Origin of the sequence: Streptomyces sp. NPDC007189, from assembly GCF_040703635.1 — a bacterium.
Taxonomy (GTDB): Bacteria; Actinomycetota; Actinomycetes; order Streptomycetales; family Streptomycetaceae; genus Streptomyces.
Map to the genome: position 1 here is coordinate 218,027 of NZ_JBEYEY010000016.1, position 24,894 is coordinate 242,920.

Annotated in this window: 22 protein-coding genes, 1 tRNA gene and 1 pseudogene; 12 read left to right on the forward strand and 12 right to left on the reverse strand. The window is 70.5% G+C overall.

The window, feature by feature from the left end; all coding sequences use genetic code 11:
* Nucleotides 1-32 precede the first annotated feature (32 nt).
* Both AB0950_RS29885 and AB0950_RS29890 read left to right on the forward strand, forming a co-directional pair.
* Nucleotides 33-968 (forward strand): LysR family transcriptional regulator, encoded by a 936-nt coding sequence (locus AB0950_RS29885; protein WP_366779812.1) that lies wholly within the window; start codon nucleotides 33-35, stop codon nucleotides 966-968.
* Between the two features lie 204 nt (nucleotides 969-1,172).
* Nucleotides 1,173-2,771, forward strand: a complete 1,599-nt coding sequence (locus AB0950_RS29890; RefSeq protein WP_360569645.1) for a cytosine permease — start codon at nucleotides 1,173-1,175, stop codon at nucleotides 2,769-2,771.
* 333 nt (nucleotides 2,772-3,104) lie between these two features.
* On the opposite strand, the pseudogene AB0950_RS29895 reads toward AB0950_RS29890, so the two are convergent.
* Nucleotides 3,105-3,722 (reverse strand): annotated as a pseudogene (locus AB0950_RS29895) (MFS transporter); the annotation flags it as partial.
* Here AB0950_RS29895 and AB0950_RS29900 point away from each other — a divergent pair.
* Nucleotides 3,692-4,444, forward strand: a complete 753-nt coding sequence (locus AB0950_RS29900; RefSeq protein ID WP_366779813.1) for a carbohydrate ABC transporter permease — start codon at nucleotides 3,692-3,694, stop codon at nucleotides 4,442-4,444. The pseudogene AB0950_RS29895 and the gene AB0950_RS29900 overlap by 31 nt on opposite strands.
* Before the next feature lie 55 nt (nucleotides 4,445-4,499).
* Here AB0950_RS29900 and AB0950_RS29905 read toward each other — a convergent pair whose 3' ends face one another.
* Complete coding sequence (locus tag AB0950_RS29905) at nucleotides 4,500-5,339, reverse strand: MBL fold metallo-hydrolase (protein ID WP_366779814.1); 840 nt, start codon at nucleotides 5,337-5,339, stop codon at nucleotides 4,500-4,502.
* A gap of 265 nt (nucleotides 5,340-5,604) precedes the next feature.
* On the opposite strand from AB0950_RS29905, the gene AB0950_RS29910 reads away from it, so the two are divergent.
* A complete protein-coding gene (locus AB0950_RS29910) occupies nucleotides 5,605-5,910 on the forward strand; it encodes a hypothetical protein (RefSeq protein ID WP_366779815.1) in 306 nt (101 codons plus the stop codon).
* 104 nt (nucleotides 5,911-6,014) lie between these two features.
* Here AB0950_RS29910 and AB0950_RS29915 read toward each other — a convergent pair whose 3' ends face one another.
* Together AB0950_RS29915 and AB0950_RS29920 are read right to left on the reverse strand one after the other, a co-directional pair.
* The gene (locus AB0950_RS29915) at nucleotides 6,015-7,037 is read right to left on the reverse strand and encodes a YhjD/YihY/BrkB family envelope integrity protein (protein WP_360569639.1); all 1,023 of its coding nucleotides are present in this window, start codon (nucleotides 7,035-7,037) and stop codon (nucleotides 6,015-6,017) included.
* Nucleotides 7,034-7,423, reverse strand: a complete 390-nt coding sequence (locus AB0950_RS29920) for a hypothetical protein (protein ID WP_360151941.1) — start codon at nucleotides 7,421-7,423, stop codon at nucleotides 7,034-7,036. The genes AB0950_RS29915 and AB0950_RS29920 overlap by 4 nt, the downstream gene beginning before the upstream one ends.
* A 254-nt stretch (nucleotides 7,424-7,677) precedes the next feature.
* On the opposite strand from AB0950_RS29920, the gene AB0950_RS29925 reads away from it, so the two are divergent.
* The 3 genes from AB0950_RS29925 to AB0950_RS29935 all read left to right on the forward strand — a co-directional run bounded on the left by AB0950_RS29925 (nucleotide 7,678) and on the right by AB0950_RS29935 (nucleotide 10,292).
* Entirely contained in the window at nucleotides 7,678-8,343 is a 666-nt protein-coding gene (locus AB0950_RS29925; RefSeq protein ID WP_360151944.1) for a hemerythrin domain-containing protein, read from the forward strand.
* Between the two features lie 56 nt (nucleotides 8,344-8,399).
* Nucleotides 8,400-8,975: a hemerythrin domain-containing protein gene (locus tag AB0950_RS29930; RefSeq protein ID WP_366779816.1), complete on the forward strand. Its 576-nt coding sequence runs from the start codon at nucleotides 8,400-8,402 to the stop codon at nucleotides 8,973-8,975.
* A 282-nt stretch (nucleotides 8,976-9,257) separates the two neighbouring features.
* Nucleotides 9,258-10,292, forward strand: coding sequence for a DNA topoisomerase IB (locus AB0950_RS29935; RefSeq protein ID WP_366779817.1), 1,035 nt, complete (start codon nucleotides 9,258-9,260; stop codon nucleotides 10,290-10,292).
* A 47-nt stretch (nucleotides 10,293-10,339) separates the two neighbouring features.
* Here the strand turns inward: AB0950_RS29935 and AB0950_RS29940 are convergent, their stop codons facing one another.
* The 6 genes from AB0950_RS29940 to AB0950_RS29965 form a co-directional block, all read right to left on the reverse strand.
* The gene (locus tag AB0950_RS29940) at nucleotides 10,340-11,497 is read right to left on the reverse strand and encodes a hypothetical protein (RefSeq protein ID WP_366779818.1); all 1,158 of its coding nucleotides are present in this window, start codon (nucleotides 11,495-11,497) and stop codon (nucleotides 10,340-10,342) included.
* Between the two features lie 23 nt (nucleotides 11,498-11,520).
* A complete protein-coding gene (locus AB0950_RS29945) occupies nucleotides 11,521-12,285 on the reverse strand; it encodes a hypothetical protein (protein WP_366779819.1) in 765 nt (254 codons plus the stop codon).
* 428 nt (nucleotides 12,286-12,713) lie between these two features.
* Nucleotides 12,714-14,351 (reverse strand): glycoside hydrolase family 13 protein, encoded by a 1,638-nt coding sequence (locus AB0950_RS29950; RefSeq protein WP_360569627.1) that lies wholly within the window; start codon nucleotides 14,349-14,351, stop codon nucleotides 12,714-12,716.
* Between the two features lie 27 nt (nucleotides 14,352-14,378).
* Nucleotides 14,379-15,212, reverse strand: a complete 834-nt coding sequence (locus AB0950_RS29955) for a carbohydrate ABC transporter permease (RefSeq protein WP_360151962.1) — start codon at nucleotides 15,210-15,212, stop codon at nucleotides 14,379-14,381.
* Nucleotides 15,209-16,243, reverse strand: a complete 1,035-nt coding sequence (locus AB0950_RS29960) for a sugar ABC transporter permease (RefSeq protein ID WP_360151965.1) — start codon at nucleotides 16,241-16,243, stop codon at nucleotides 15,209-15,211. The genes AB0950_RS29955 and AB0950_RS29960 overlap by 4 nt, the downstream gene beginning before the upstream one ends.
* A gap of 11 nt (nucleotides 16,244-16,254) precedes the next feature.
* Nucleotides 16,255-17,550, reverse strand: coding sequence for an ABC transporter substrate-binding protein (locus AB0950_RS29965; protein ID WP_366779820.1), 1,296 nt, complete (start codon nucleotides 17,548-17,550; stop codon nucleotides 16,255-16,257).
* 300 nt (nucleotides 17,551-17,850) lie between these two features.
* Here AB0950_RS29965 and AB0950_RS29970 point away from each other — a divergent pair, with 300 nt between their 5' ends.
* On the forward strand, nucleotides 17,851-18,885 hold the full coding sequence (locus AB0950_RS29970; protein ID WP_360152094.1) for a LacI family DNA-binding transcriptional regulator: 1,035 nt from the start codon (nucleotides 17,851-17,853) through the stop codon (nucleotides 18,883-18,885).
* A gap of 190 nt (nucleotides 18,886-19,075) precedes the next feature.
* Here the strand turns inward: AB0950_RS29970 and AB0950_RS29975 are convergent, their stop codons facing one another.
* Nucleotides 19,076-20,560 carry a DHA2 family efflux MFS transporter permease subunit gene (locus AB0950_RS29975; RefSeq protein WP_366779821.1) on the reverse strand — a complete coding sequence of 495 codons (1,485 nt, stop codon included), beginning with the start codon at nucleotides 20,558-20,560 and terminating at the stop codon, nucleotides 19,076-19,078.
* 119 nt (nucleotides 20,561-20,679) lie between these two features.
* On the opposite strand from AB0950_RS29975, the gene AB0950_RS29980 reads away from it, so the two are divergent.
* Together AB0950_RS29980 and AB0950_RS29985 are read left to right on the forward strand one after the other, a co-directional pair.
* Nucleotides 20,680-21,111: a MarR family transcriptional regulator gene (locus tag AB0950_RS29980; RefSeq protein ID WP_361979824.1), complete on the forward strand. Its 432-nt coding sequence runs from the start codon at nucleotides 20,680-20,682 to the stop codon at nucleotides 21,109-21,111.
* A gap of 823 nt (nucleotides 21,112-21,934) precedes the next feature.
* Nucleotides 21,935-22,195: a hypothetical protein gene (locus tag AB0950_RS29985; RefSeq protein ID WP_360151977.1), complete on the forward strand. Its 261-nt coding sequence runs from the start codon at nucleotides 21,935-21,937 to the stop codon at nucleotides 22,193-22,195.
* Between the two features lie 258 nt (nucleotides 22,196-22,453).
* On the opposite strand, the gene AB0950_RS29990 is transcribed toward AB0950_RS29985, so the two are convergent.
* Nucleotides 22,454-22,550, reverse strand: a tRNA-Leu gene (locus AB0950_RS29990).
* A 401-nt stretch (nucleotides 22,551-22,951) separates the two neighbouring features.
* On the opposite strand from AB0950_RS29990, the gene AB0950_RS29995 reads away from it, so the two are divergent.
* Both AB0950_RS29995 and AB0950_RS30000 read left to right on the forward strand, forming a co-directional pair.
* Entirely contained in the window at nucleotides 22,952-23,425 is a 474-nt protein-coding gene (locus AB0950_RS29995; protein ID WP_360151980.1) for a carboxymuconolactone decarboxylase family protein, read from the forward strand.
* A gap of 151 nt (nucleotides 23,426-23,576) precedes the next feature.
* On the forward strand, nucleotides 23,577-24,500 hold the full coding sequence (locus AB0950_RS30000) for an RNA polymerase sigma-70 factor (protein WP_360569620.1): 924 nt from the start codon (nucleotides 23,577-23,579) through the stop codon (nucleotides 24,498-24,500).
* Nucleotides 24,501-24,894 lie beyond the last annotated feature (394 nt).

Consider the following 24,894-nt stretch of genomic DNA (forward strand, 5'->3'; position numbering starts at 1 on the left):
TGTTGTCGGGCCGCGATATAGACTTCGTCGATATGAGCAGCTTCGATCTCAACCTCGCCCGCGTCTTCGTGCTGCTCTACGAGACCGGCAGCGTCACGGCCACCGCCGAGACCCTCCACGTCACCCAGCCCACGGTGAGCTACAGCCTGGCCAAGCTGCGCCGGCACTTCGACGACGAGCTCTTCCACCGCACCGGCCGCGGCCTCACCCCGACCGCGGGCGCCCGCCGCCTCTACGAGCCGCTGCAGCGCGCCCTGGCCGACATCGACGGAGCGATCCGCCAGGGCGACGACTTCGACCCCACCGCCATGCCCGGCCGCTTCACCCTGGCCCTCTCCGACCTCGGCGAGGCCACCCTCCTGCCGCGCCTGCTGGCCGCGGCCCGGGAGCGCGCCCCCCGGGTGGCCTTCACCGTCCGCGCGCTGGACGTGGACGAGGCCGAGAGCCAGCTGCGCCGCGGCGAACTCGACGCCTTCGTCGCCACCCCGGTCCTGACCTCCCACCGCACCGTGCGCATTCCGCTCTTCCACGAGCGCTACGTCGCGATGATCGCCGCCGACCACCCCCGCATCCACGGCGCCGCCGTCACCCTGGAGGAACTCGCGGCCGAGCACCACGCGACGGTGTACGGGCCCAGCGGCCACGTCGCCCCCCGGTCCCTGCTGGCCACTTACGGGCTCCTGGACCGCGTGGCCGTGGAGGCCACCCGCTTCTCGATGCTGCCCTACCTGCTCGAACGGACCGACCTGATCGCGATCGTCCCCGAGTACGTCGGCGAGGTCTTCACCGCCTCCCACCGCCTGCGGCTGGTACGGCTGCCGTTCGAGACCGAGCCCATCGAGGTCGCGCTGTACGCCCGGCACGAGGCCTCCCGCAGCCCCTCCCAGCGCTGGCTCGTCCAGTTCATGGCCGACGTCCTCGGCGAACTGGTGAGCCCCGCGCAGCTCCCGCCGAGCCCCATGCCCTAGGGAGCCGGGTGGATGAACCGTCCATCCGCGGGCGGAGATATGGACGGAACATCCTCTGGTCCGGGGTCTGTGGGCCGCCGTAACGTCGGCGGACAACCCCCGGGACGGCTTCGGTCTCCCCGCCGCACACCCCCGCGGCCGGGAGCAGCCGTCCCCCCGCCGCGCCACCCCGCGCTCCACCGCCGACCTCCGCTGGAGCCCGCCTTGTCCTCCCAGTCCCCGCAGTCCCCGCCGACCTCCGCAGCAGCGCCCGCGCTGACCGAGGTCGAGCCCTACGGCGTCGAGCGGATTCCCGACGCCGACCGCAGCGCGACACCCCTGGACCTGTTCCGGGTCGCCTTCGGCGGCGCGAACACCTTCTCCACCTGTGTCCTCGGCGCCTTCCCGATCCTGTTCGGCCTGTCCTTCTGGCAGGGCCTGGCCGCCACCGTCCTGGGCGTCGTCGCGGGCGCGCTGATCCTGTGCCCGATGGCCGTGTTCGGCCCGGTCAACGGCACCAACAACGCCGTCTCCTCCTCGGCGCACCTCGGCGTGCACGGCCGGGTCGTCGGCTCGTTCCTGTCCCTCCTGACGGCGATCGCGTTCTTCTCGATCTCCGTGTGGAGCTCGGGCGACGCGCTCGTCGGCGGCGCGCACCGGCTCTTCGGCCTGGAGCGCAGCACCCCGTCGTACGTCGTCGCCTACGCGCTGTTCGCCGGGCTGGTCCTCGCCGTGTGCGTGTACGGCTTCCGGTTCATGCTCTTCGTCAACAAGATCGCGGTGACGTCGGCCAGCGTGCTGTTCCTGCTCGGTCTCATCGCCTTCGCCGGCGACTTCGACCCGTCGTACGCCGGCGTGTTCACCGCCTCCGCGGACGCGGCCACGCGATCGATGTTCTGGCCCTCGTTCATCGGCGCGGCCCTGATCGTGCTGTCCAACCCGGTGTCGTTCGGCGCGTTCCTCGGCGACTGGTCGCGCTACATCCCGGCCGGCGCCCCGCGCCGCAAGGTGGTCGGCGCCGCGTTCCTGTCGCAGATCGCCACGCTGCTGCCGTTCGTCTTCGGCCTGGCCACGGCGAGCATCATCGCCGCCAAGGCCCCGAAGTACGTCGACCCGGCCGCACCGGACTTCGTCGGCGGCCTGCTCGCGATCTCCCCGAGCTGGTTCTTCCTGCCGGTGTGCCTGCTGGCACTGATCGGCGGCATGTCGACGGGCACGACCTCCCTGTACGGCACGGGACTCGACTTCTCCTCCGTCTTCCCCAGGCTGTCCCGGGTCCAGGCGACGATCCTGGTCGGGGTGCTGTCCATCGCGTTCATCTTCATCGGCCGGTTCGGCCTGGACCTCGTGCAGTCGATCTCCACGTTCGCCACGATGATCATCACCTGCACCACGCCGTGGATGGTCGTGATGATGCTGGGCTTCTACACCCGGCGCGGCTGGTACGACCCGGACGCCCTGCAGGTCTTCAACCGCCGTCAGCGCGGCGGCCGTTACTGGTTCACGCACGGCTGGAACTGGCGCGGCATGACCGCCTGGTGGGTGTCGGCGCTGATCGGGGTGCTGTTCACGAACATCCCCGGGCAGTTCGTCGGCCCGCTGGGCGACCTGGCGGGCGGCGTCGACATCAGCCTGCCGCTGTCCCTGGCGGTGGCCGCCGTGCTCTTCCTGGCGCTGCTGCGGCTGTTCCCCGAACCCCGCGCGGCGTACGGCCCCGAAGGCGCCCGCCTGGCCCGCACCGTCGACGCGCCGGTACCGCCCATCACCGGGCCCGGCGCGACGGCCGCCGCCGTGGCGGTGCCGGCGGAGGAGGCCGCAGGCTGACTTGCCCGGCGAGGCCGTCGGTGCACCGGACGAGCAGGGGAGGCGGGCGGCGGAAGTGACCAACGGCTGCTTCCGCTGCGGCTGTTGCGCAGGGGGGCCGTCCCAGCACGCACGACGCGGTCCAGCCACCGGCACTCCGTGCACCCGGCGGGAGAGGTTCCGCCGCCGCCCGTACCAGGTGCAGAAGCCGGCGCCCACCAGCAGGACGAGGGCGAGCATCACCAGGCCGCTGCGCGCGTCGCCGGTGCTGTCGTTGAGCGCGCCGACCGCGTACGGGGCGGCGAAACCGGCCAGGCTGCCGAGGGAGTTGACCGCGGCCAGGCCGGAGGCGGCGGCCGCGCCGGCGAACGTGCCGGCCGGCAGCTCCCAGAACGGCGAGATGGTCGAGTACATCCCGGCGGCCACCACGCACATCGCGAGCAGCGCGACGACCGGGCTGACGGCCAGGGTGAACGCGGAGGCCACCAGGAAGACCCCGGCGACGGCCATGGGCAGCGCGGTGTGCAGCACCCGCTCCCCGCGCCGGTCGGAGTCCCGGCTCCACAGCCACACCGCGACGGTGGCGACCGCGTACGGGACCAGCACCAGCAGGCCCACCTGGAGGTCGGACAGGCCGCCGAAGTCCGCGACGATGGTGGGCAGCCACAGACTCAGGCCGTAGATGCCGAAGCTGACACAGAAGTAGATGAGGGCGAAGGCCAGCACCTTCGGATTGCGCAGGCCGGCCAGGAAGCCGTTGCCGTGGTGGCCGGCCTTCTCGGTGTCCTCGGCGTCGAGGGTGCGCCGCAGCCAGGCCCGCTCGTCCTCGGGCAGCCAGCGGGCGGTGGCGGGGGAGTCGGGCAGGACGAAGAAGGTCAGCACCCCCAGCAGGCGCCGGTGTCCTGAGCGCCCTGGTCTTCCTGACGCCGCTGGCCTGGGCGGTGCTGCGGGCCTTCCAGAGCGAGCAGACACTCACCGCGCCGCCGAACTCCGCCTCGCTGACTCACCTGACCTGGCGCAACTTCCGGGGAATCTTCAGCGCCTCGGTCGGCCTGTGGCACTTCGTGCTCAACAGCCTGCTCGTGGCGGGCGGCACGGCCCTGCTGATGACGCTGATCGCCGCCCTCGGCGGCTACGGCTTCGCCCGCTACCGCTTCCCCGGCTCGAACGCCGTCCTGGGCGTGGTCCTGGTGTCGATGATGGTGCCGTTCCAGGCGATCCTGACCCCGCTGTTCCTGGAACTGAACGCGATGGGGCTGACCGACAGCCGCTTCGGCCTGGTGCTGTTCTCCACCACCATGAACCTGCCGTTCGGTGTCTTCGTGATGCGCAACGCCTTCCTGACCATCCCCCACGAGATCGAGGAATCGGCCAAGGTCGACGGCGCCTCCGTGCCCCAGCTGCTCGTGCGGGTGCTGCGGCCGCTCGTGCTGCCCGGCATGCTGACCGTGCTGCTGTACGCCTTCCTCGCCACCTGGACCGACTTCCTCGGCGCGCTGACCTTCCTCACCAAGTCGGATCTGGTGACGCTGCCGGTGGAACTGAGCAACCTGCAGCAGGGCGTGCACGGCCAGGTGGACTTCGGCTACCTCGCCGCGGGCGCGGTCGTGTCCATGATCCCCTGCATCGTGCTGTACGTGTCACTGCAGAAGTACTACGTACGGGGACTGACAGCCGGGGCCCTGAAGGCGTGAACCGGGGTACGGCCTGCCTGGCCGAGCGCTCGACGGCCTCCGCAGCGGCCGGGTCTCACCGCACCGTGGGCCGAGCGCTGTGGGGCACGACGAGCGCGTGCTGCCGGCGGGCGCAATGGACCAGTCGGTCTCCGAGCCCCAGCCGGTCGACGGCGGTGCGGAAGTCGGCGAGCGGTGAGCGGAAGACGGGATAGTCGTCGTAGTGGATCGGCATGATCCGCGGAAAGTCCAGGCGACGGGCCAGTTCGGCGCCCTGTGCCCCGTCCATGGTGACGACGAAGCCGCCGGGCAACTGGGTGCCGCCCAGGTGGAGGACGGCCAGGTCGGTGCCGGGGAAGCGGCGGGCGATCTCGTCGAGCCCGTCGTAGAGGAGCGTGTCGCCGGACACGTACAGCCGTATGCCGACCGTCCCGCTGCGGGGGCCGAACTCCAGCAGGCTGCCCATGACAGGCGGCAGCAGCCGGCGCAGCACGGGGTGCAGGGAGTGCCGGCCGGGGAGCGCGGTGATCCGGACCTGTGAGCCGCCCTGCTGGAACACGCAGCTTTCCCAGCTCCGCAGCCCACCGGCGCGGTGGAAACCCTGCCAGGTGCTCAGACGACGTGCGGCGTGTGGGGTGGTCACGATCGGCAGGGACCGGTCCAGGTGCCGCCTGGCCGTGCGGTCCCAGTGATCCCCGTGGAGGTGGGAGAGCACCACGGCGTCCAGCGGCGGCAGGTCTGTGACGTCCACTGCCGGTTCGGTGCCGCGCGGGCTCGTCAGCCCGTACCCGAGGTGGGCGCGTTCGCCGCGATGCAGGAAGTTGGGGTCGGTCAGCAGGGTCAGGTCGCCGTACCGCAGCAGGACTGTCGCGGTGCCGATGAACTGCAGGTCCAGGGTGTCGTCGGAGGCAGCCATGACGGTCCTTGCCCGACGGGCCGCAGCCCGTCTGTCGACGGGGAAGGGACACCACCGGGGAGTACCCCGCGCGGCGGGTACGTACGCCTGCCTGCCGCCCGCTCGCACGCCACCGGACCTCCACCCCAGAGGGTGCCTCGCCGACCGGCCCCCGCTGACCCCCGCCGACGGTTGGATGGCCTGGTCACGGCCGGGCGCGGCGCAACGCTGCTCGTCGGGCCCGTCCGATGGCATGTGGGTGCGTTGCGGTGGGCACTCGTGGCGCATGCCCGGGACGCAGCGTTATGCGGTGGCCGCCTCCAGCCGCTGGTGGGACTGCGAGGACCGGCGCTGGCTGCCCGGCGGGGAAGTGCACGCCTGGGAGCAGGGCAGGAACGAGACGGCGTGCGGCCTCTCACTGCACCGGTCCCGGCTGACACGGTTCCCGGCGTTCCAATGGACCGACATCCTTCCGGAATCAGGCGGCGCGGCCGACGCGGTCCGGCGGGTGTGCCCTCGCTGCGCCTCCGCCGCGGGGCACCGGCACCAGGACGCCGGCCGCAGGTGGCGGCGGACCAATCCCCGGCCTTGACGGGCGCCACCGGCAACCCTGCCCACCACAGGGCAGCCGGTGGCCCGGCAGCGTACGAAGCAGCCATGAACGGCGTCATCGGTGCCCGGACCATGGCAAGCAGGTCACCGGCCCGAGGCGTCGCCGTCAGGGGGTTGCTCGCCCTGAGGGTTCGGTGGCGGCCCGAAGTGCACGTCGATCTTCTGGAAGCCCTTGAACGCCTCGGTGGTGGCGTAGGACCGGTAGGCGCGACGGTCGGCCGTGGTGAGGTCGACGCGGTCGGTGAACGGCGTCAGCAGGCTGCGCGGCCACAGCCGCAGGAGCCGTACGGCTCCGACCTCGGCGGCCGTGAGGAAGATGAGTGCCCCCACGTAGAGCCAGGCGAGCAGCCCCAGGACGATGCCGAACATGCCGTAGGTGGCCGTGGCCCCGCGCAGGACATGGCTGACGTAATAGGTACCCACCCACTGCAGTCCCTGCCATGCGCAGGCAGCGCCCAGCGCGACGACGACGAGCCCGCGCAGCGGCAGCACCCGATGCGTCAGCAAGCGGTAACTCACGAGGAGCAGAGCGGTGTTGAGGCACACGGACGCCACGGCGGCGGCGATCCAGGTCCCGCCCCGCAGCCGCGCGCCGAACAGGTACGTCTGCGAGGCCGCCACGGACAGCAGGGTGAACGCACACAGGCCGAGTCCCAGCATCAGCAGGAACAGCACTCCCTTCAGCCGCGAACGGATCGGGTCCGGCCGCGCGTGCCGGGGCACGGCCCAGATCTTGTTGAGGGCGTACTGGGCGGCCTGGGCGACGCCGAGCGAGCCGTAGAGGCTGCCCGCGATGCCTACGGCCAGTGCGGCTCCGCTGCTGTGGAAGGAGTGGATGTTGCGGGCGATCTGGTCACCGATGACGGGGAACTTGCTCAGGGCCGAGTCGAGGATCCGCTCCCGCAGGGCGGGATCGCTGCTGAGGAAGGTGCTCAGGACGGCGACGAGGATGAGGAGGAGCGGGAAGAGGGAGAGGAAGCCGTAGTAGGTCAGGAGGGCGGCGAGGTACAGCGCCTGGTCGTCGTAGAACTTGTAGAGCACGGCGAGCGGCAGACCCACCCAGCGGTGATCTCTTTGATAGCGGTCCAGACGCTCGTGGAGTCTCATGGCTCGCGCCTGCCCCCAGGCCCGAGGTGTTCGTTGTGCCAGGCGATGGCGCGTCTGATCTCCGGTCCGTGCAGCCCGGTCCGGCATCCCAGCTCCTCGAAGGTGAGGACGGGCGGGCCGGTGGTCAGCGCTCGGTCGATCTTGGCCGCCCACAGTTCCTCGTGCGTGAAGGGGCGGTGCCGGTAGATGTCCTGCACGACCGCGAAGTGCGGATCGCCGCACGCCGTGATGAGCCGGAGTCCGTCGAACCAGTCGTTGTCGCAGTTCACTGAGGACGAGTCGGGCACGTAGGCGCGTACCGCCTCGCTCTCGGCGAAGGTGGCTCCGCACAGGTCGCACAGCTCCAGACGGGACTGCTCCGTCTTTCCGCTCTTCCTCTTCCACATTTTCATCGACCCTCGCCACATGTGCTGGGAAATGCGCCGCGTGGAGGTGCCGTCGCCGAGTGCTTCCCGGGCAGTGCCCTGACCGCCGAGTGCGCACCCTGTACAAGTGCCCGGATTCTCCTTTCGACCCGCATCGAAAACGGGCAAGCCGGATCGTCACTCCAAGGAACTCACCCGCAGGCCCCCGGACCGAGAGTGAGCCGTGCAGGCAGGGGTACCCAGGACCGCTGAGCGGGAGTGAGGAGGAACGGACCATGGGAACCCTGACGAAACAGGCAGCGCTGAAGACGGCGACCAAGCCGTTGCTCGCCGGAAAGGCGACGGCCAAGGCGGCCACGACCGCTCCTGCTTGGTCCCTGCGGGCGATGCGAGCTCTGGGCGGCGAAAACGTCGTCGACGTGCTCACCCGCCAGCACCGGCAGATCAGGCTCGGCTTCCTCCAGGCCGCGCTCCCGGGTCCGTGGCGCCGTCGGAACTTCGACCGGCTGATGCGCCTGCTCGCCGTTCACGAGGCCGCCGAAGAGGCGCACGTCCACCCTGTCGCACGCAAGGCGCTCCGGCACGGCCGCGAGCTGGCCGCCCGCCGCCGCGACGAGGAGAAGCAAGCCAAGGAGTTGCTCATCGCGCTATGGCGTACGGGGCCCGATGGTTCTGGGTATCTGCGGCGCCTGAACCAGGTCAGGCGCGCGGTCTCGCAGCACGCCGCGCGTGAGGAGCGTGAGGAGTTCCAGGCTCTCCGCAAGGCCGTCAGCCTGCCCCGGCTTCGCATGCTGGGCGCCGAGGTCAAGCTCACCCAGGCCTACGCACCGACCCGGCCCCACCGGTTGATCAACAACGAAGCCACGAACAAGCTCGCTGCACCCATCCTCGGCCCTGTGGACCGGGTGCTCGACGCCGTTCACCGTCGCGTCACCACGTGACGCATCGCGCCGACCCGGTCGGCGGCGGCCGCTCGTGCGCAGAGGAGGGAACGGCGATGAGCAAGGTCCACACGGGCCTGGAGGAGGCCACCGATCGTGCCGACGACGACGTGGTGTCGGTGTTGGTGGCCCAGCACGGCATGATCAAGGATCTGCTCGCCGAGGTGAAGAGCAGGGACGGCGAGGTGAAGCAGCGGGCGTTCGATGTCCTGCGGGAACTGCTGGCCGTCCACGAGGCCGCAGAAGAGGTGATCGTCCGTCCGGCTGTGCGGGACACCGCGGGCAAGGCGCAGACCGATGCCCGTAACCAGGAGGAGGCGGAAGCCGCCAGGGTCCTGGAGGAGCTGGAGAAGAGGGACGTCGACCTGCCGGAGTTCGACCTCCTCTTCGTCAAGCTCGAACGCATGGTCCTGGAGCATGCCGAGCGGGAGGAGCAGGAGGAGTTCCCCGCCTTGCGGGCAGGGCACACCGAGGACGAGCTGCGGACCATGGCACACCGGCTGCGGGAGGTGGAAGAGACGGCTCCCACCCACCCGCATCCCATGGCGGCCGGCTCGCCGAAGCTGCAAAGGCTGACGGGTCCGTTCGCATCGATGCTGGACCGCGCCCGTGACAGGCTCGGCGGCACGTGACACCGCCGGTGCCTCCGTCCCTGGGCCCGACAAACGCTGCAACGTCGGAGCCAAGCATTTGATCTCAGGTCGCTGTCCCAGACCGTGACGTCGACCGCGCCCCGGGGCTTGCCTGCAGGGTCAGCAGGCAAGCCCCGGGACTGTTTGCGTGCTGGTCACAACTCGCTGGCCACCGGTGCCTTCTCTCTTCATCGATGCGGGTAGTCGAAGGATGAACCAGATGACCGGCTCACGGTGCGGCGACGGGGGGAGACCGGTGTTTGGCGAGTCCCAGGAGGTTGGATGCGTCTCTATCACAGTCGTCCCACTGAGCCCGGGTACCGACGCCTACGGCACGGGCGCGGCTTCCGGTACCTGGACGCCCGTGGTGAGCCGCTGCGCGATCCGGCGGAGCTGTCCAGGATCAAGGGGTTGGTCATACCTCCGGCCTGGCGTGACGTGTGGATCTGTACCCGGGCCAACGGGCACCTTCAGGCTGTGGGCACCGACGCGGCCGGCCGCCGCCAGTACCTGTACCACCCCCAGTTCCGTGCTGAGCAGGAGCAGGCCAAGCACGAGCACGTCCTCGACGTCGCCGAGGTCCTGCCCGTGGTGAGGGAGGCGGTCGAGGGGCATCTGAGCGATCGCGGGCTGACCCGGCAGCGGGTTCTGGCCACGGCGGTACGCCTGCTCGACCTCGGCTTCTTCCGCATAGGCAGCGACCGCTACACCGAACTGAACAACAGCTACGGCCTGACCACGCTGCTGCGCGAGCACTCCCGATGCAAGGACGGTGCCGTGGTGTTCACCTTCACCGGCAAGCACGGCAAGGAGATCGTGAAGACGGTCGCGGATCCGGCCACCTGCCGCACCCTGGTCGCGCTGCGGCGGCGCCGGGGCGGCGGCGACCGGCTCCTGGCCTACTGGCAGCAGCAGACCTGGCACGAGCTGAGCGGCGACGACATCAACGCATACCTCAGGGAACTGGCCGGCCTGGGCATCACCGCCAAGGACTTCCGCACCTGGCACGCCACCGTCATGGCCGCCGTGGCCCTCGCCGTCTCGCAGTCCGTCGCGCGCAGCGAGGCCGCCCGGCGCCGGGCCATCGCCCGGGCGGCCCGCGAGGTGGCCGGGTATCTCGGCAACACCCCCGCGGTCTGCCGCGCCTCCTACATCAACCCGCGGGTGATCGAACTGTACGAGGAAGGCGTGACGGTCGCCGCCGCGCTGCCCCAGCTCGGCGACGAGGGCCCGTACGGCATTCCCGCCACGCAAGGACCGGCCGAACGCGCCGTACTGCGCATGCTCCGGACCGGCCGCCCGCCCGAGGCCGAGTGACGGCAAGCGGGGACTTGCGCGCGGACACCGCAGCGGGCTGGGCCGGTTCAGGGCGACGGGTAGTCGAGTCGCCAGCGCCGGTACGTCGCATGGCGCTGTCCCTCCTCCGTGCTCCCGTCCATGTCGCGTGGCGGGCAGTAGCCGGAGACGAGCAGGGTCCGGTGGTCCGGGGAGAAGGACGTGGTGAAATCGGCGGGCGGCCTTGGCTTCCACGCCGACGGGCAGACGGCCGGGAAGGGCAGGGGCACGACGGCCAGGATCCGGCCGGCGGCAGGCTCCCAGAAGTACAGCCGCGCGTCCTGCAGGACCGCGGCGACACGGCCGTCGTCGGCCACCGGCTGGATCGGGCTCCGCCGGGTGCCCACGGTCTTGTCGGCGATCACACCGCTCAGTGTCGGATGCGGTTGACCCTGGTCGGCCTGAGCGCTGGGCAGCGGACTGGTGTGGTGGTAGTCCAGCAGCATCGCGTGCCTGAAGGAGCCGTACAGGATGCGGTCATGGCCGAGCAGGGCGTTGCCGGTGCCGGGGAAGTACACCTGGTGCTCCAGGCGCAGGGTGGAGGTGTTCCAGACGTTCGCGCAGGAGTCGAAGGTGGCGATCAGCTCGGAGCCGGTGAAGGCCAGGCCGCGGGCGCCGGAGCAGTCGTAGGTGCCCTCCAGCCAGTGCGGCGGGCCGCTGCCGTACAGGTCGTAGACGCCGATCCCGTCCGTCTGAGCGGCGACCAGGCGGCCGGTGCGATCGATGGCGAGCTGGTCCGGCACTATCCCGGCACCCAGGGAACTGTCGGACACGATCGCGCGCCGGACGGCCGGGGCGGAGGGGTGGACGGTATCGACGACGGCGAGTTCGCTGCGGGCGCTTACGGCGGCGAGCCAGCGTCCGCCGGGGTCGAAGGCGAGCCTCGCCACGCGGCCGGTGAGACGCGTCAGCCGCCGGAGCCCGGAACGCCCGGTCGTGACGTAGACGTTGCCGGTCTCCGTCCCGTACACCACGCTGCCGTTGCCTGCCGCGACCGCGGTGACCCGTTCCCCGGCCACCGTCCGGGGCAGTGGGTGCAGACGCGGAGCGATGGTCTTCCGCGGTGCCCCGGCGGAACCGTGGCCGTCTGCGGGTGCGTCCCGGCCCAGCGGGAGCACGACCATGCTCAGCAGCACACCGGCTGCCACTGCCGCGGCCAGCACAAGAGCGATGACCCGTCCGCTCACGGCACGCCGAGGACTGCGAGCCGTCATGACGACCCGCTCGCCTGCCCCGCCGGGACGTCCTCGCCGGCGGGCCTGAGCCAGCCCCCGCCGTGCGGATCCAGCTCCCAGACGGTCGGGTGGGCGGGGCGAGTCACTGTGGTGAAGGGCTTGCCGTCGTCGTCGACGACGATCGAGCGCTTGTGGCCGTCCTCCACCAGGTCGACGGCCAGTTTCCAGTGCGCCGCGCCGTGGCCGATGCGGGCCGTGACGAGGAAGGTCTCCAGGTCTCCGGAGGCCACGGTGAAGTCGGGCGGAAGGCTCTTGCCGTCCTTGTCGTACAAGCCGTAGGGCTGCGGCTTGTCGAGGTCGATGTGCACCGCGTACACCTTCGCCTCGCCCTGGGTACGGCACTGGGCCTCGACCACGTGGGAGACGGGTTGACGCGAGGTCACCTGAGCGCGCATGCCGGTGATCAGCACGGTGTTCGAGCCGCTGTTGGTGACCGTCAGCTGCATCGTCGTCTGCTCCTCGTCCACGCCGCCCCTGGAGCGCGCCCAACTCCAGAACCCCGCGCAGCCGTTCTGCGGCCGGCTGTGGTCGAACCGCGCGGCGGGAACCAGCTGGATGAGATCACCCTCGGCGTCGAGGCGCATGGGGTCGGTCTCCACGGACACGGACACCTTCGACTCCGGCGACGCGGGCCACAGCTGCACCGCCCCCGTGAACAGGGCCGTGGCCGCCGCGGCTGCAAGGGTGGTGACGGCGGTGGAGGCGGCCAGTCCCGGGACCGTACGCAACCAGCCCGCCATGCGGGCGCGCGCCGTCGACGGTGGTGTCTCCTCGTCATCGGGTGCGCCCTGACCGGGCCCCTGATCCGGTGCCTGGGGGCTACCGTCTCCGCTCGTGCCGTTCCCACCCGACGTGCCGCTGTGCCCGGATGCACCGGTCGCGCCCGGCATGCCGTCTTCTCCGGACGCGCCGTCAACTTCCGGCGCGGCGTCGTCTCCTGACGTGCCGTCCTGGCCCGCAGCAGCCGGTAATCCAGCCGTCACTCGACTACCTCCGCGTTCTTCTTCTGACTCGCACTCACATGCTCCCAGATTGCCCCGGCGTCCTGAACACTTTCCGGCGGGCCCCAGGGAGCCCACCGGTTCGAAGGGGCCCGGCCGAGTGTTCCGGCGGGCCCCTCCTCTCCCGTGTTCGCGGACGCGCGTCAGGGCATCCGCGGCACAGGCTCCTACTCCGCCAGCCACGCCGCCTGGTCCGGGGCCAGCCGGCCGTTCTCGACCGGCCCGCTGGTCAGCAGGACCGCGCTGTGGGCGGGCAGTGCGTACGGCTCGGTGGAGAGGTTGACCACGCACAGGAAGCCGGGGTCGCGACGGAAGGCGAGGACGTCGGCGGGGGTGTCCAGCCAGGTGAGGGTGCCGTCGCCGAGGGCGGGGTGCTCGCGGCGCCGGCGCAGGGCGGTGCGGTAGAGCTCCAGCATGGAGGTGTCGTCGCCGGTCTGGGCCTCGGCGGTGAGCGGCGCCCAGTCGTCCGGCTGCGGCAGCCAGGGGGCGGCCGGGGAGCCCTCGGGCGTGAAACCGTACGGGGCGGCCTGGCCGGACCAGGGGAGGGGCACGCGGCAGCCGTCGCGGCCGCGGTCGGTGTGGCCGGAGCGCTCCCAGACCGGGTCCTGGAGGGCAGAGTCCGGGAGGTCCTCGACCTCGGGCAGGCCGAGTTCCTCGCCCTGGTAGATGTAGGCGCCGCCGGGCAGGGCGAGCATCAACAGGGCGGCGGCGCGGGCGCGCCGGGTGCCGAGTTCCAGGTCGAGGGGGCCTTGGGGTTCGTAGCGCTCGTTGGCCACCCAGCGCCTGGCCGCCCGGCGGCCGTACCGGCTGGCGTGGCGCATGACGTCGTGGTTGGAGAGCACCCAGGTGGCGGGCGCGCCGACCGCGCCGAGCATGGCGAGGGAGTCGTCGATGACCGTGCGCAGGTCCTTGGAGTCCCAACTGGACATCAGGAAGTCGAAGTTGAACGCGGTGTGCAGGCCGTCCGGGCGGACGTAGGCCGCGAGCCGCTCGGGGGTGTCGGCCCAGGCCTCGGCGACGAAGCACCGGTCGCCGGGGAACTCGTCGGCCACCTTCCGCCAGGCACGGTAGATGTCGTGGACCTCGTCGCGGTCCCAGTGCGGGTGGTCGAGGTGGTGGCTGCGCCGGCCTGTCCCGGCCGGACGCGGCGGCAGGTCGGGCAGTTCGGGGTGCTTGATCAGGCCGTGCGCGACGTCGATGCGGAAGCCGTCCACGCCCCGGGCGAACCAGAACCGCAGGACGGACTCGAACTCGGCCCGCACTTGCGGGTGTTGCCAGTTCAGGTCGGGCTGCTGCGGGGCGAAGAGGTGCAGGTACCAGTCGCCGTCCGGCAGCCGGGTCCAGGCCGGTCCGCCGAAGGAGGAGACCCAGTCGTTGGGGGGTTCGGCGCCGTCGGGGCCGCGGCCGGGGCGGAAGACGTAGCGGTCGCGTTCCGGGCTGCCCGGTCCGGCCGCCAGCGCCGCCTGGAACCAGGCGTGCTGGTCGGAGGTGTGGTTGGGCACCATGTCGGGGATGATCCGGATCCCGAGCCGGTGGGCCTCCTCGATCAGCTGCTCGGCCTCCTCGAGGGTGCCGAACAGCGGGTCGATCGCGCGGTAGTCGGCCACGTCGTAACCGTGGTCCGCCTGCGGCGACTTGTACCACGGGTTGATCCACAGGGCGTCCACGCCCAGCGACTTCAGGTACGGCAGACGGGAGCGGATGCCGGCGATGTCGCCGACGCCGTCACCGTTGCCGTCGGCGAAACTGCGGATGTAGACCTGGTAGATGACGGCGCTGCGCCACCAGGGTGCGGTACCGGGCATGCTGTTCCTTATCAGGGGGAAGTGGGGTTACTTCGCGGCGCCGGCGGTCAGGCCGGCGACGATACGGCGCTGGAAGAGCAGCACCATGACCACCAGCGGGATCGTGACGAGGACGCCCGCGGCCATCTGGCTGCCGAACGGGGTCTCGTACGTCGTGGCGCCGGTGAACTTGGAGATGGCGACCGGGGCGGTCTGCATGTCCGGCCGGTTGGTCATCGACAGGGCGATGAGGAACTCGTTCCACGCGGCGATGAACGTGATGATCGCGGTGGTGAAGATGGCGGGCGCGGCGAGCGGGACGATGATCTTGCGGAAGGCCTGCCCGCGGGTGCAGCCGTCGACCATGGCGGCGTGCTCCAGCTCGTCGGGCATCTGCCGGAAGAAGGTGGTCAGGTTCCACACCGCGAGCGGCAGCGCGAAGGACATGCTGGGCACGATCATGGACTGGTAGGTGTTGATCCAGCCGATGTCCGTGAACAGCTTCAGCAGCGGGACCACGATCGACACCACCGGGAACATCGAGGTGGCGATGATCAGCGTGAGGATCAGCCGCTTGAACCGGAACTCCAGCCGGGCCATGGCGTAGGCGGTGAACGTGGCCAGCAGCAGCGCCAGCACGGTGGTGGTGCCGGCCACGACGAGGCTGTTGAGCAGCGCCCGGGTGAAGCCCTGGGAGGCGCCGAACAGGGAGCGGTAGTTCTCGAACGACACCGGGGACGGCACGAGCGAGGTGTCGAAGATGTCGGAGGTGCGGCGCAGGCTGGAGACCAGCATCCAGTAGAACGGCGCCAGGCAGTAGGCCACCACCGCGGCGACGCCCACGTACAGCAGCCGGCCGCGCCACTTCACCGTGGTCGTCATGCCGTCACCTCCCTGCGACGCGCGAGGGCGAACCTGGTCCTCGTGCGGCGGCCGCCACCGCTGTCGCCGACGAGATCGGCGCCGAGCAGCCGGACGAAGGCGAGTGCGATGAGGAAGACGTAGAGGAAGAGCAGGACCGCGTAGGCGGAGGCGGGGCCGAAGCGGACGTTGGACGCCTCGTTCTGCGCCAGCATGGACAGGGTCTCCACCGAGTTCTTCTGCGCGCCGATCAGGATGTACGGCAGGTCGAACATCCGCAGCGCGTCCATGCAGCGGAACAGCATCGCCACCAGCAGTGCGGGCTTCACCAGCGGCAGGGTGATGTGCCAGAACTGGCGCAGCGGGCTCGCGCCGTCGATGCGGGAGGCCTCGTAGACCTCCTTCGGGATCACCTGCAGGCCGGCCAGCACCAGCAGCCCGATGAACGGGGCGGTCTTCCACACCTCGGCCACGATGACCGCGACCTTGGCGTGGAAGCCCTCGGTGGTCCACAGGATCTGACGGCCGAGCAGGGCGTTGGCGACGCCGTCGCTGTTGAAGATCCACCGCCACAGCAGGCCGGAGATGGCCGTGGGCACCGCCCAGGGCACGAGGATGCTCGCCCGGACCAGGGCCCGCCCGCTGAACGCCCGGTGCATGATCAGGGCCATGGTTACGCCGATCACCGTCTCCAGACCGACGGTGACGACGGTGAAGAAGGTGGTGTTCCAGAAGGCGTTCCAGAAGCGGTCCCCGGTGGCGCCGAGGATGTCGGCGTAGTTCTTCAGCCCGACGAACGGCTCGGTGCTGCGGATGAAGCCGGTCTTCGGGTCCAGGCCCTTCGGCCCGTACAGCGACTCCCTGAGCGCCATCACCGTCGGGTAGAGCACGACGACCGTCAGCACCAGCAGCGTCGGGGACACCAGCAGGGCCGCCATCCGCCCGGTGCCGGCGGTGGCGCGGGACCGGGGGCGCCGGGCCTTCACGGCCGTGGGGAGCGAGCGGGGGGAGCGGGGTAGGGCGGATCCGGGCGGGATCTCGATGTCGGTCATGGGCCCGGACCTCACTGCGCCGTGGACTTCTGCAGCTTGCTCTGCAGGTCCTTCAGTGCCTGGGCGCTGCTCTTGGTGCCGGTCAGCGCGGCGTACGCCTCCTGCTGGATGGCCGAGGTGACATCGCCGTACCCCACGACCCGCGGGCGCGGCACGGCGCGCAGGATCGACTGCTTCAGGACCGGGAGGTACGGATACTGCCTGGCCAGTGCGGGGTCGTCGTACAGGGCCGCGTACGGCGGGGCGAGCGAGGCCTTCTCCAGGAAGGTCTTCGCGGTGGTCTCGCTGCTGTAGAACTTCATGAAGTCCACGGCGGTGGCCTTGTTCCTGGCGAAGGAGGACAGGGCCAGGTTGTGGCCGCCCAGGCTGGAGGAGCCGGGCCCGGTCAGGCCGGGCAGCGGGGCGACGGCGTACTTGCCGGCCACCTTGCTCTTGCCGGCGAGGGCGTACATGTACGGCCAGTTGCGCAGGAAGACCAGCTTGCCGGCCTGGAAAGCCTGGCGGCCGTCCTCCTCCTGGTAGGTGATGGCCTCCTTGGGGATCGTCCCGTCCCGGAAGGAGCCGGCGAGGAAGTCCAGCCCCTTCTTCGCCTGGGGCGTGTCGACGTCCGGCCTGCCGTTGGCGTCGGTGACGACTCCGCCCGCGGAGTTGACGGCCTCGGAGAAGTTGACCGTCAGGCCCTCGTACTTCTGGAACTGTCCGGCGTAGCAGGACATGCCCTTGGCCGCGGGGAGCTTCTTCACCTTGGCGCAGTCGGCCTTCAACTCGGCCCAGGTGGTGGGGGCCTTGCTGATTCCGGCCTGCTTGAGCAGGTCGGTGCGGTAGTACAGCAGTCCGCCGTCCGAGCTGGACGGGGCCGCGTACAGGCCGCCGCGGTACTTGGCCGTCTCCACCACCGGCTTCAGCATCCGGTCCAGCGGGAAGCTCTGCGCGGGCAGCCGGTCGATCCACTGGTGGGCGGCGAACTCCGAGGTCCACACGACGTCCAGGGAGAGCACCGTGTAGGCGTCGGACTTCGTCTCCGCGTTCTGGATCATCTGCTGGCGCTGCGCGTCCGCGTCCGTGGGCAGCTGGATGAAGGTGACCTTCTCCTTGGGGTGCAGCTTGTTCCACTGGTCCAGGACGGGCTGGACGGCGCCGGTGGTGTCCTTCCCGGCGACGAAGGTGATGGGGCCGCGGCCGGTGAACGACGTGGCCCCGGACTGCGCCGTGGAGCCGTCGTCGGACGAGCCGCAGGCGGCGAGGAGGAGTGCGGCGGCGGCGAGCGCGGCCGAGCACCGAAGGGCTCTGGCGGTTGTGGTCTTCACTGTCTCTCCTGGTCGTGCGGAACCTGGCGACTCTGTTGCCAAGACTGCGTTGTCACAGCGACATCCTGATCAAAAGTGCAGGTCAAAGCAGAAATGGTGAGCGCTCCAACGAAGGCTTTGACCCTGTCGAGACAACGCTTGCACGCTAGGAGTGGGATAGGCGGAAGTCAATGCGTTACCTATCGGTAACGAGAGGAAACAGCGGGGATGACGGCGTGAAAGCGCTGTCATAGTCGCCGTCGAAACCGACCTGGCTGTGCTACCGTCCGTGACATGCCACCAGCTCAGCGACACCCGACGATGGCTGACGTCGCCGAACGGGCCGGGGTCTCGACCTCCACCGTCTCGCGGACCCTGCGCGGCCTGACCACTGTCTCCCCGGAGGTCCGCGCCCGGGTCGAACAGGCCGCCCGCGAGCTGAACTTCGCCGTCTCCCGGCAGGCCGCAAGCCTGGTCACGGGGAGGACCGGGACCGTGGCGGTGCTGGTCCCCACCCTCAACTCGTGGTTCATGGGCTCGGCCCTGTCCAGCCTGGCCCCGGTGCTGCGTGAGGCGGGCATGGAGCTGACCGTCTATGTGATCCCCGACCTCGCCGAGCGCGCCGCGTTCTTCGACCGGCTGCCCGCGCGCCGGAACGCCGACGCGCTGCTGGTCTTCTCCTTCGACCTCACCGAGAAGGAGACGGACCGGCTGGACACCCTGGGCATGCCGGTCGTCTACGTCAGCCAGCACGTCGACGGCCGCCCCAGCGTGTACGTCGACGACGTGGCCGGCGCCGTGCACGGTACCCGGCACCTGCTCAACCTCGGCCACCGCCGGGTCGCCTTCATCAAGACGGTGGGTGCCAGCGGCTTCTCCTTCAGCTCCAACGAGCGGCTGGTGGGCTACCGGCAGGCGCTCACCGAGGCGGGCCTCCCGCACGACGACGACCTGGTGGTCGCCACGCCGGTCGGCGACCGACGCGCCATGGCCGAAGCGCTCGGGCACCTGCTGAGCCTGCGCGAGCCGCCCACCGCCGTCTTCGCCGAGCAGGACGAGGTCGCGGCCACCGTCATACGGACCCTGCGCAAGACGCGGATCGAGGTGCCGGCGCACATCTCGGTCCTCGGCTTCGACGACCAGCCGGTGGCCGACTGGTTCGACCTGTCCACCATCGCGCAGTCACCCTCGGACATCGGCCGCGAGGCCGGCCGGCTGGCCCTGCAGCTCATCGACGACCCCGACGCCGACCACCAGCAGCACATCGTCCTGCCCACCCACCTGATCCCACGCGCCACCACCGCGCCCCTCCTTCCGGCGGAGCGTGGCAACGACGGCGAAGTCCCGCGCGGCTGAGCCCTCTTGGTTGACGACGTGCCCTAGCGAAGTCCCGCGCGGCTGAGCCCTCTCGGTTGACGACGTGCCCTAGGGGGAGCGGAATGCCCGCCGCCCAGCTGATCAGCCCCTCCGGGCGCCTCTCCGTGCTCGCTCGTTCCGCGTGTTCTCGTGGTGCCGTTCCCCAGCCGGTGCTTGATCCCCGGAAGGTTCAGGAGCCGACCCGGTCCCGGCGGTGGCGCAGGAGGGCGGGTCGGCCGGATGTGCCGGCCGGGCCGCGGGCGGCGGCGCGGGCGGGGCCGTCGGGGAGGGTGAAGGCGAAGACGGCGGTCGCCGCCGCGATCGCGGCCAGGGCGAGGTAGGCGTGCTGGTAGGCGGGCAGCGGCGGTTGGGCGGCGGCGCCCGGCGGCGTGCCGAGCACGAGTGCCGTGGTCACCGCCGCGGGCGCGAGCGCGCCACCGGTCTGGCGTACGACGGTGTTCAGCATCGTGGCCTGGGACAGATCCGCCCGCTCGACGGTGGCCAGCGAGGCGACCGTGGTGGGGATGAAGAAGCAGCCGATCGCGGCGCCGAACAGGAACATCAGGCCGCGGAAGGTCCACAGCCCGGTGCCGGTGTCGCAGGCGGCGAAGAGGAGCAGCACCGCGCCGGTGCCGGTCAGGCCGCAGCCGACGATCACGCGCGGACCGACCCTGGCGTACAGGGCGCCGGTGAGCTGGACGGTCAGCAGCACGCCGAACGCCTCGGGGAACGTGGTCAGGCCCGACTCCAGCGCGGTACGGCCCTGGGCCTGCTGGAGGAAGAGCGGGCCCAGGTACAGGGCGCCCATGATGGGGATCAGGCCGACCAGGTTGATCAGGTTGGTGTCCCGGAACAGCCGGTCGGTGAACAGGCGCAGCCGCAGCAGGGGCTGGGCCGTGCGCAGTTCCACGGCGACGGCGCAGGCCAGCAGGGCCGCTCCGGACACCAGAGAGGTGACGACGGCGGGGGAGGACCAGCCGCGGTTGGGCCCCTCGCACAGGCCGAACATCACGGTGCCCAGGCCGCCCGCGCTCAGCAGCAGACCGGGCAGGTCGAAGCGGCCCGGCCGGCTGCCGCGGCCGCCGGCCAGGAACAGCGCGCCGAACAGCAGCGCGGGCAGGCCCACCGGCAGATTGACGTAGAAGACCCACCGCCAGGACAGGTGGTCCACGAGCAGCCCGCCCACGACCGGCGCGGCGGCCGGGGCGATCTGCTGCGGAATGATCATGTAACGGGAGAGGCGTATCTGCTCGGCCGAGGTGAAGGTGCCGAACAGCAGCGCGGTGGAGGCCGGGAAGAGCACGCCGGCCGACAGCCCCTGCACCGCCCGGTAGGCGACGAGCTGACCGACCCCGAGCGCCGCGCCGCACAGCAGCGAGGAGCCGAGGAAACCGGCCAGGGCGGTCAGCAGGACGCGTTTGCCGCCGAACCGCTCGGCCAGCCACGCCGAGGCCGGGATGGCCATGGCCAGGCAGACCGGGTAGACGACGACCACGCCGTCCAGGGCGGCGGTGGTCAGCCGGAACTGACGGGCGATCGAGGGCAGTGCCACGGTGGTGATCGCTCCGTCGACGATCGCGACGAAGGTCACGCTGACGCACACGACGGGGACGACCAGACGCTGGCTGAGCCGGGACGACCAGGCGGCGGAGGGCACGGGAGGACGTCGTCGCATATGCTGAGCATACTCACTATGTGCATGCTCAGGACATCGCTTTATTCACGGTGCGGCAGCGGCCCGGCCGGCACGCGCCAGGGTGCGAGGGCGGCGCGGGACACGGGAGACTGGGCACCATGGCAGTGCAAGGCAGCAGCGACGTCCTGATCGACGAGCTGTACGAGACGACGCATCGGCTACGGCAGTTCGTGGAGGCCCGGCTGCGGGAGAAGGGCGCCTCGGTGGCCCGGCTGCGTGCCCTGCGCATGCTGGCCCGGGCTCAGCAGCCGCTGCGGATGCGGGAACTGAGCGAGATGGCGGGCATCGCGGCCCGTACCGCCACCACGATCGTGGACAGCCTGGAACGCGACGGCTTGGTGGAGCGGATACCCCACCCGCAGGACCGGCGGGCGCTGCTGGTCAGGCTCACCGAGGAGGGACTGCGCTGCCATCGCGAGGCCGAGGAGATCGACCGCCTCGCCCTCGCCGAGGCGACCGCGGCCCTGGACGAGGACGACCGCGAACACCTGCGCACCCTGCTCGCACGCATCCGCGCCCACACCGTCTGACGGCGTCACCGACGTTGTTGCACCATCGCCGGGGGCGCGGGCGGCTGTTACTCACTTCCGGGTGCCGGTCGCGTGGCGGGACGGGACCGCGGGCAGCGTTCGTGGTGGTGGCGCAGCTGATCAGGTATCAAAGGGTGAATTCCATACATTGATGGAGCATGCAGGCAAGAGTCGCAGAATTATGGGTGATGTGTAACACCGCTCGTGTGGTGCGGGTACGTGCCGTGGCGGCGGGGAGGGTGTGATGCGCGGCCGGCCGGCCGCGCACCGCCTTCGCGTAAGCCCTGCTCACGCCCTACGGCCGCGGCAGGGTTTGCGCCCACACCCTGAGGAGCGCCTGTGTGTCCGCTTTCGTGTCCGATGCCGGTAGAACGCGGAGCGTGTACCGGCGTGCAGAGGCAACGCGTCGGCGCGATGAACCCTCGGCCAGGATGCTGTGCCGACGAGCGCCGGCCACCGGGACCCGGTGCCCGTGACTGACGGGGCGAAGGGCCCGCAACCGGGACGCCGCTGGAGGCGTCGGCGCCGTCTGAGCCGTGTCCTTCTGGCGAGGCTCGGGCTCTTGCCCGCCGGTCCACTTTTCAGCCGTCGTCGGCCGGCGGACGCTTACGGCCTCGATGGCGATCGCCACGAGGGCCAGGCCGAAGCGGACTGTCCTTGGTGCCGGTCACTGCAACGGGCCGAAGAGGCGGCCGCCGGCAGCCGGTTGAACGATCCGCCCGCCGCGCCGGAAGGCGAGGACCGGTAGCGGACCAGGCACACCGCACGCTCGGCCCTGGGCGCGAGGCGTGCGAACGAAGCACACGCAGAACGGAGCCAGATCATGCAGACCACCACCGCATCGACCGATCGACCGTGGGACCATGCCCCGGCGGATGACTTCCTGCTGGCGCCGCCCAACCCCGCGGACCGCATCACCTGCCGCGTCGATCCCCGCGACCTGCGGCGCCTCAACCTGTACGCGGTGCTGACCGCGGCCGGCATCGCCCCCTGGCCGGGAGACCGGGAAGCGATCGAGATGCTCAGCGCGCTGCCCGACAGCGTGCACGAAGCCCTGCACCACTGGCTCAGCACCGGCAGATGAAGCGCATCGGGGCCGAGGACCCCACCCGGACAGCCTCCCAGGCCCTCCCCGACGGATGTTCCGCCACGGTGCCCCCTCGGCCTGACACCGAGGGGGGAGCCGGATCCGAGGACCTCGACATCCATGGCGAACCGGCGCACAGAGCAGATCACTCCTGAAGGGGTGACCGCAGGAGCAGTTCATCAGGGCTGGGGAAGGCCACCGATGCTCCGCTGAGCCACACTCAGACCTTGAATAAGCCGGGGTTTTCCGGCGTCGCGGAGAGGGCAGGATTCGAACCTGCGTGGACCCCTTGAGGGGTCCGACTCCGGGCTTGCGCCCTTGGTCCCCGATCAGCCACTCCGGGCACCTCTCCTCGTTCCCGGCTTCGCGGTCTCCCGCGGTGCCGTTCACGTGTCTTACGGTGCCAGGAGGCACTGACACCGCCCTGACACTCCTCACTCCTCCGACGATCGCAGCCGTCTCTCCGGCCTGCCGGAGGGCCGGCTGATGGCCGGTGTGCCGTCATCGTGGCGTCTCCTTCGCGTCCGGCCGCCCGGGCATGGAGCACACGTACAGGCCGACCATGGTCGTGCCGTCGGCCTTGCCGTCTGCTTCTGGTCCGATCCAACGAACTGAGCCAGCCCTGGTGGCCAAGGGAACGCCGCACCTACCCACTGACCGTAGGGAGACGCAGGTCACATCGGTCCGTGTCACAGGGGAGCGGGCTGTCTCGTCTCGGGGGTGAAGCCACGGACGACCACAAGGGAGCACACCATGGACGCGCGACTGAACTACTTCGCCAGCCCGACCGCCGGTAAGGCCCTCAAGTACTTCATGTCGGCGGGCAAGGCGCTCAAGGAGTCGCCGCTGCCGCCGGCGACGCAGGAGCTGGTGGCGCTGCGCGTGAGCCAGATCAACGGCTGTGCCGTCTGCATCGACATGCACACCAAGGAGGCCGCCGCGGCCGGCGAGACGCCGGTGCGGCTGAACCTGGTCGCGGCGTGGCGGGAGGCCACGGTCTTCACCGAGGCCGAGCGTGCCGCGCTGGAGCTGGCCGAGGAGGGCACCCGGGTCGCGGATGCGGCCGGCGGAGTCAGCGACGAGGTGTGGGCGAACGCCGCCAAGCACTACGAAGAAGAACAGCTCACCGCCTTGGTGATCCTGGTCTCCTTCATGAACTCGGTGAACCGGCTGAACATCATCACCCGGCAGCCGGCCGGCGACTACCAGGCCGGTCAGTTCCACTGAACGGCCGTCGGCAACGGACTCGGAGCCCGGCTGACGGGTTCCGAGTCCCGGGGCCAGCGCCTTGCTCCCGGCCTGTCAATTGCCTGATGATCACAAGAATCTGCCTGTGCCGACAAGCGCGGGCAGGGGGGAGACTCAAGGGGGATGCGGCGTGAGCAAGGTCGAGGAGTTCCAGGAGCTGCGGCCGCTGCTGTTCTCGATCGCCTATCGGATTCTGGGCAGCGTGGGCGAGGCTGAGGACGCGGTGCAAGAGACGTGGCTGCGCTTCGACGGCTCGACCACCCGGCCCACGTCGACCAAGGGTTTCCTGTCGGCCACGGTGACACGGATCTCGATCGATGTACTGCGCTCCGCACGGGTACGGCGGGAGGAGTATGTCGGGCCGTGGTTCCCCGAGCCGCTGCTGAACGATCCGTATCAGGACCCGGCACGGGCGGTGGAGCTGGCCGACTCGGTGTCGATGGCTGCTTTGTTGCTGCTGGAGCGGCTGAGCCCACTGGAGCGCGCGGTCTTCGTGCTGCGCGAGGTGTTCGCCTTCGAGTTCGACGAGGTCGCCGCGGCGGTGGGGCGGTCTGAGGCGGCCTGTCGGCAGCTGCTGGTGCGCGCGCGAAGGCATATGGAGACCGGGCGCCCCCGTTTCTCGGCGGACCGGCAGGAGCGGCAGGAGCTGGCGAGGCGGTTCTTCGACGCGCTGAAGCACGGAGACGTGGGCGGGTTGCAGGATCTGCTGGCCGCCGACGTACAGCTCGTCGGGGATGGCGGCGGGAAGGCCCCGCAGCTGGCCAAGGCCCTTGCGGGGGCGCTGAACGTGGCCCGCGTGCTGGGTACGGTCTTCCCTTTGATGACCCGCATCGATGTGACGTTCGAGCTGTGCGAGCTCAACGGTCAGCCCGGCGCGATCTTCCGTGACCGGGACGGCAAGATCCTGCATGTCATGGTTGTTGATGTGCTCGACGGGCAGATCCACACCATCCGCGCGGTGATCAACCCCGACAAGCTGGGCCACCTCGGGCCAGTCGCGGATGCCTGGGCCATCGACCGCGAGGTGAAGCAGGCCCGCCGGCAGATCAGTTGACCTCACCGCCGTCCAGGTTGGTTCGTCCACAAAGGTCAAAACCCCTTGTGACAAGGCAACGTCCTCGCCGAACAGCGGCATCTGCTCCACCTCGACGCCTGTGCGGATGTGGTGCGGCCGGGCCGGGTGCCGCCACCGCCCGGCGCCGCACTTTGTGCTTTCGTCGCGACCACACCGGCCGATAGGGCTCTCCTCCAGCCGTATGAAGTCGAAACCTTTCAGTCCGGTCGCCGTCCACTCCCGCCACTCTCTCGCCACGGCCGGGTCGGTGGTCGACGGGCACAGAGTCAGTGGCGCCTCCAGGACCTTGTCGGCGAACAGCGCCTCAAGCGCCGCACCTCGCCGTTCGTACGGCCATCCGCTCAGGTCCGCGCCCGGGTGCACTCGATCGTCC

Coding starts and splice junctions, on each gene's coding strand:
- AB0950_RS29885 (WP_366779812.1), top strand. CDS start 33: ATGAGCAGCTTCGATCTCAACCTCGCCCGCGTCTTCGTGCTGCTCTAC.
- AB0950_RS29905 (WP_366779814.1), bottom strand. CDS start 5,339: ATGGCTGCCTCCGACGACACCCTGGACCTGCAGTTCATCGGCACCGCG.
- AB0950_RS29910 (WP_366779815.1), top strand. CDS start 5,605: ATGCCCGGGACGCAGCGTTATGCGGTGGCCGCCTCCAGCCGCTGGTGG.
- AB0950_RS29915 (WP_360569639.1), bottom strand. CDS start 7,037: ATGAGACTCCACGAGCGTCTGGACCGCTATCAAAGAGATCACCGCTGG.
- AB0950_RS29920 (WP_360151941.1), bottom strand. CDS start 7,423: ATGTGGAAGAGGAAGAGCGGAAAGACGGAGCAGTCCCGTCTGGAGCTG.
- AB0950_RS29925 (WP_360151944.1), top strand. CDS start 7,678: ATGGGAACCCTGACGAAACAGGCAGCGCTGAAGACGGCGACCAAGCCG.
- AB0950_RS29930 (WP_366779816.1), top strand. CDS start 8,400: ATGAGCAAGGTCCACACGGGCCTGGAGGAGGCCACCGATCGTGCCGAC.
- AB0950_RS29935 (WP_366779817.1), top strand. CDS start 9,258: ATGCGTCTCTATCACAGTCGTCCCACTGAGCCCGGGTACCGACGCCTA.
- AB0950_RS29945 (WP_366779819.1), bottom strand. CDS start 12,285: ATGGCGGGCTGGTTGCGTACGGTCCCGGGACTGGCCGCCTCCACCGCC.
- AB0950_RS29950 (WP_360569627.1), bottom strand. CDS start 14,351: ATGCCCGGTACCGCACCCTGGTGGCGCAGCGCCGTCATCTACCAGGTC.
- AB0950_RS29955 (WP_360151962.1), bottom strand. CDS start 15,212: ATGACGACCACGGTGAAGTGGCGCGGCCGGCTGCTGTACGTGGGCGTC.
- AB0950_RS29960 (WP_360151965.1), bottom strand. CDS start 16,243: ATGACCGACATCGAGATCCCGCCCGGATCCGCCCTACCCCGCTCCCCC.
- AB0950_RS29970 (WP_360152094.1), top strand. CDS start 17,851: ATGGCTGACGTCGCCGAACGGGCCGGGGTCTCGACCTCCACCGTCTCG.
- AB0950_RS29975 (WP_366779821.1), bottom strand. CDS start 20,560: ATGCGACGACGTCCTCCCGTGCCCTCCGCCGCCTGGTCGTCCCGGCTC.
- AB0950_RS29980 (WP_361979824.1), top strand. CDS start 20,680: ATGGCAGTGCAAGGCAGCAGCGACGTCCTGATCGACGAGCTGTACGAG.
- AB0950_RS29985 (WP_360151977.1), top strand. CDS start 21,935: ATGCAGACCACCACCGCATCGACCGATCGACCGTGGGACCATGCCCCG.
- AB0950_RS29995 (WP_360151980.1), top strand. CDS start 22,952: ATGGACGCGCGACTGAACTACTTCGCCAGCCCGACCGCCGGTAAGGCC.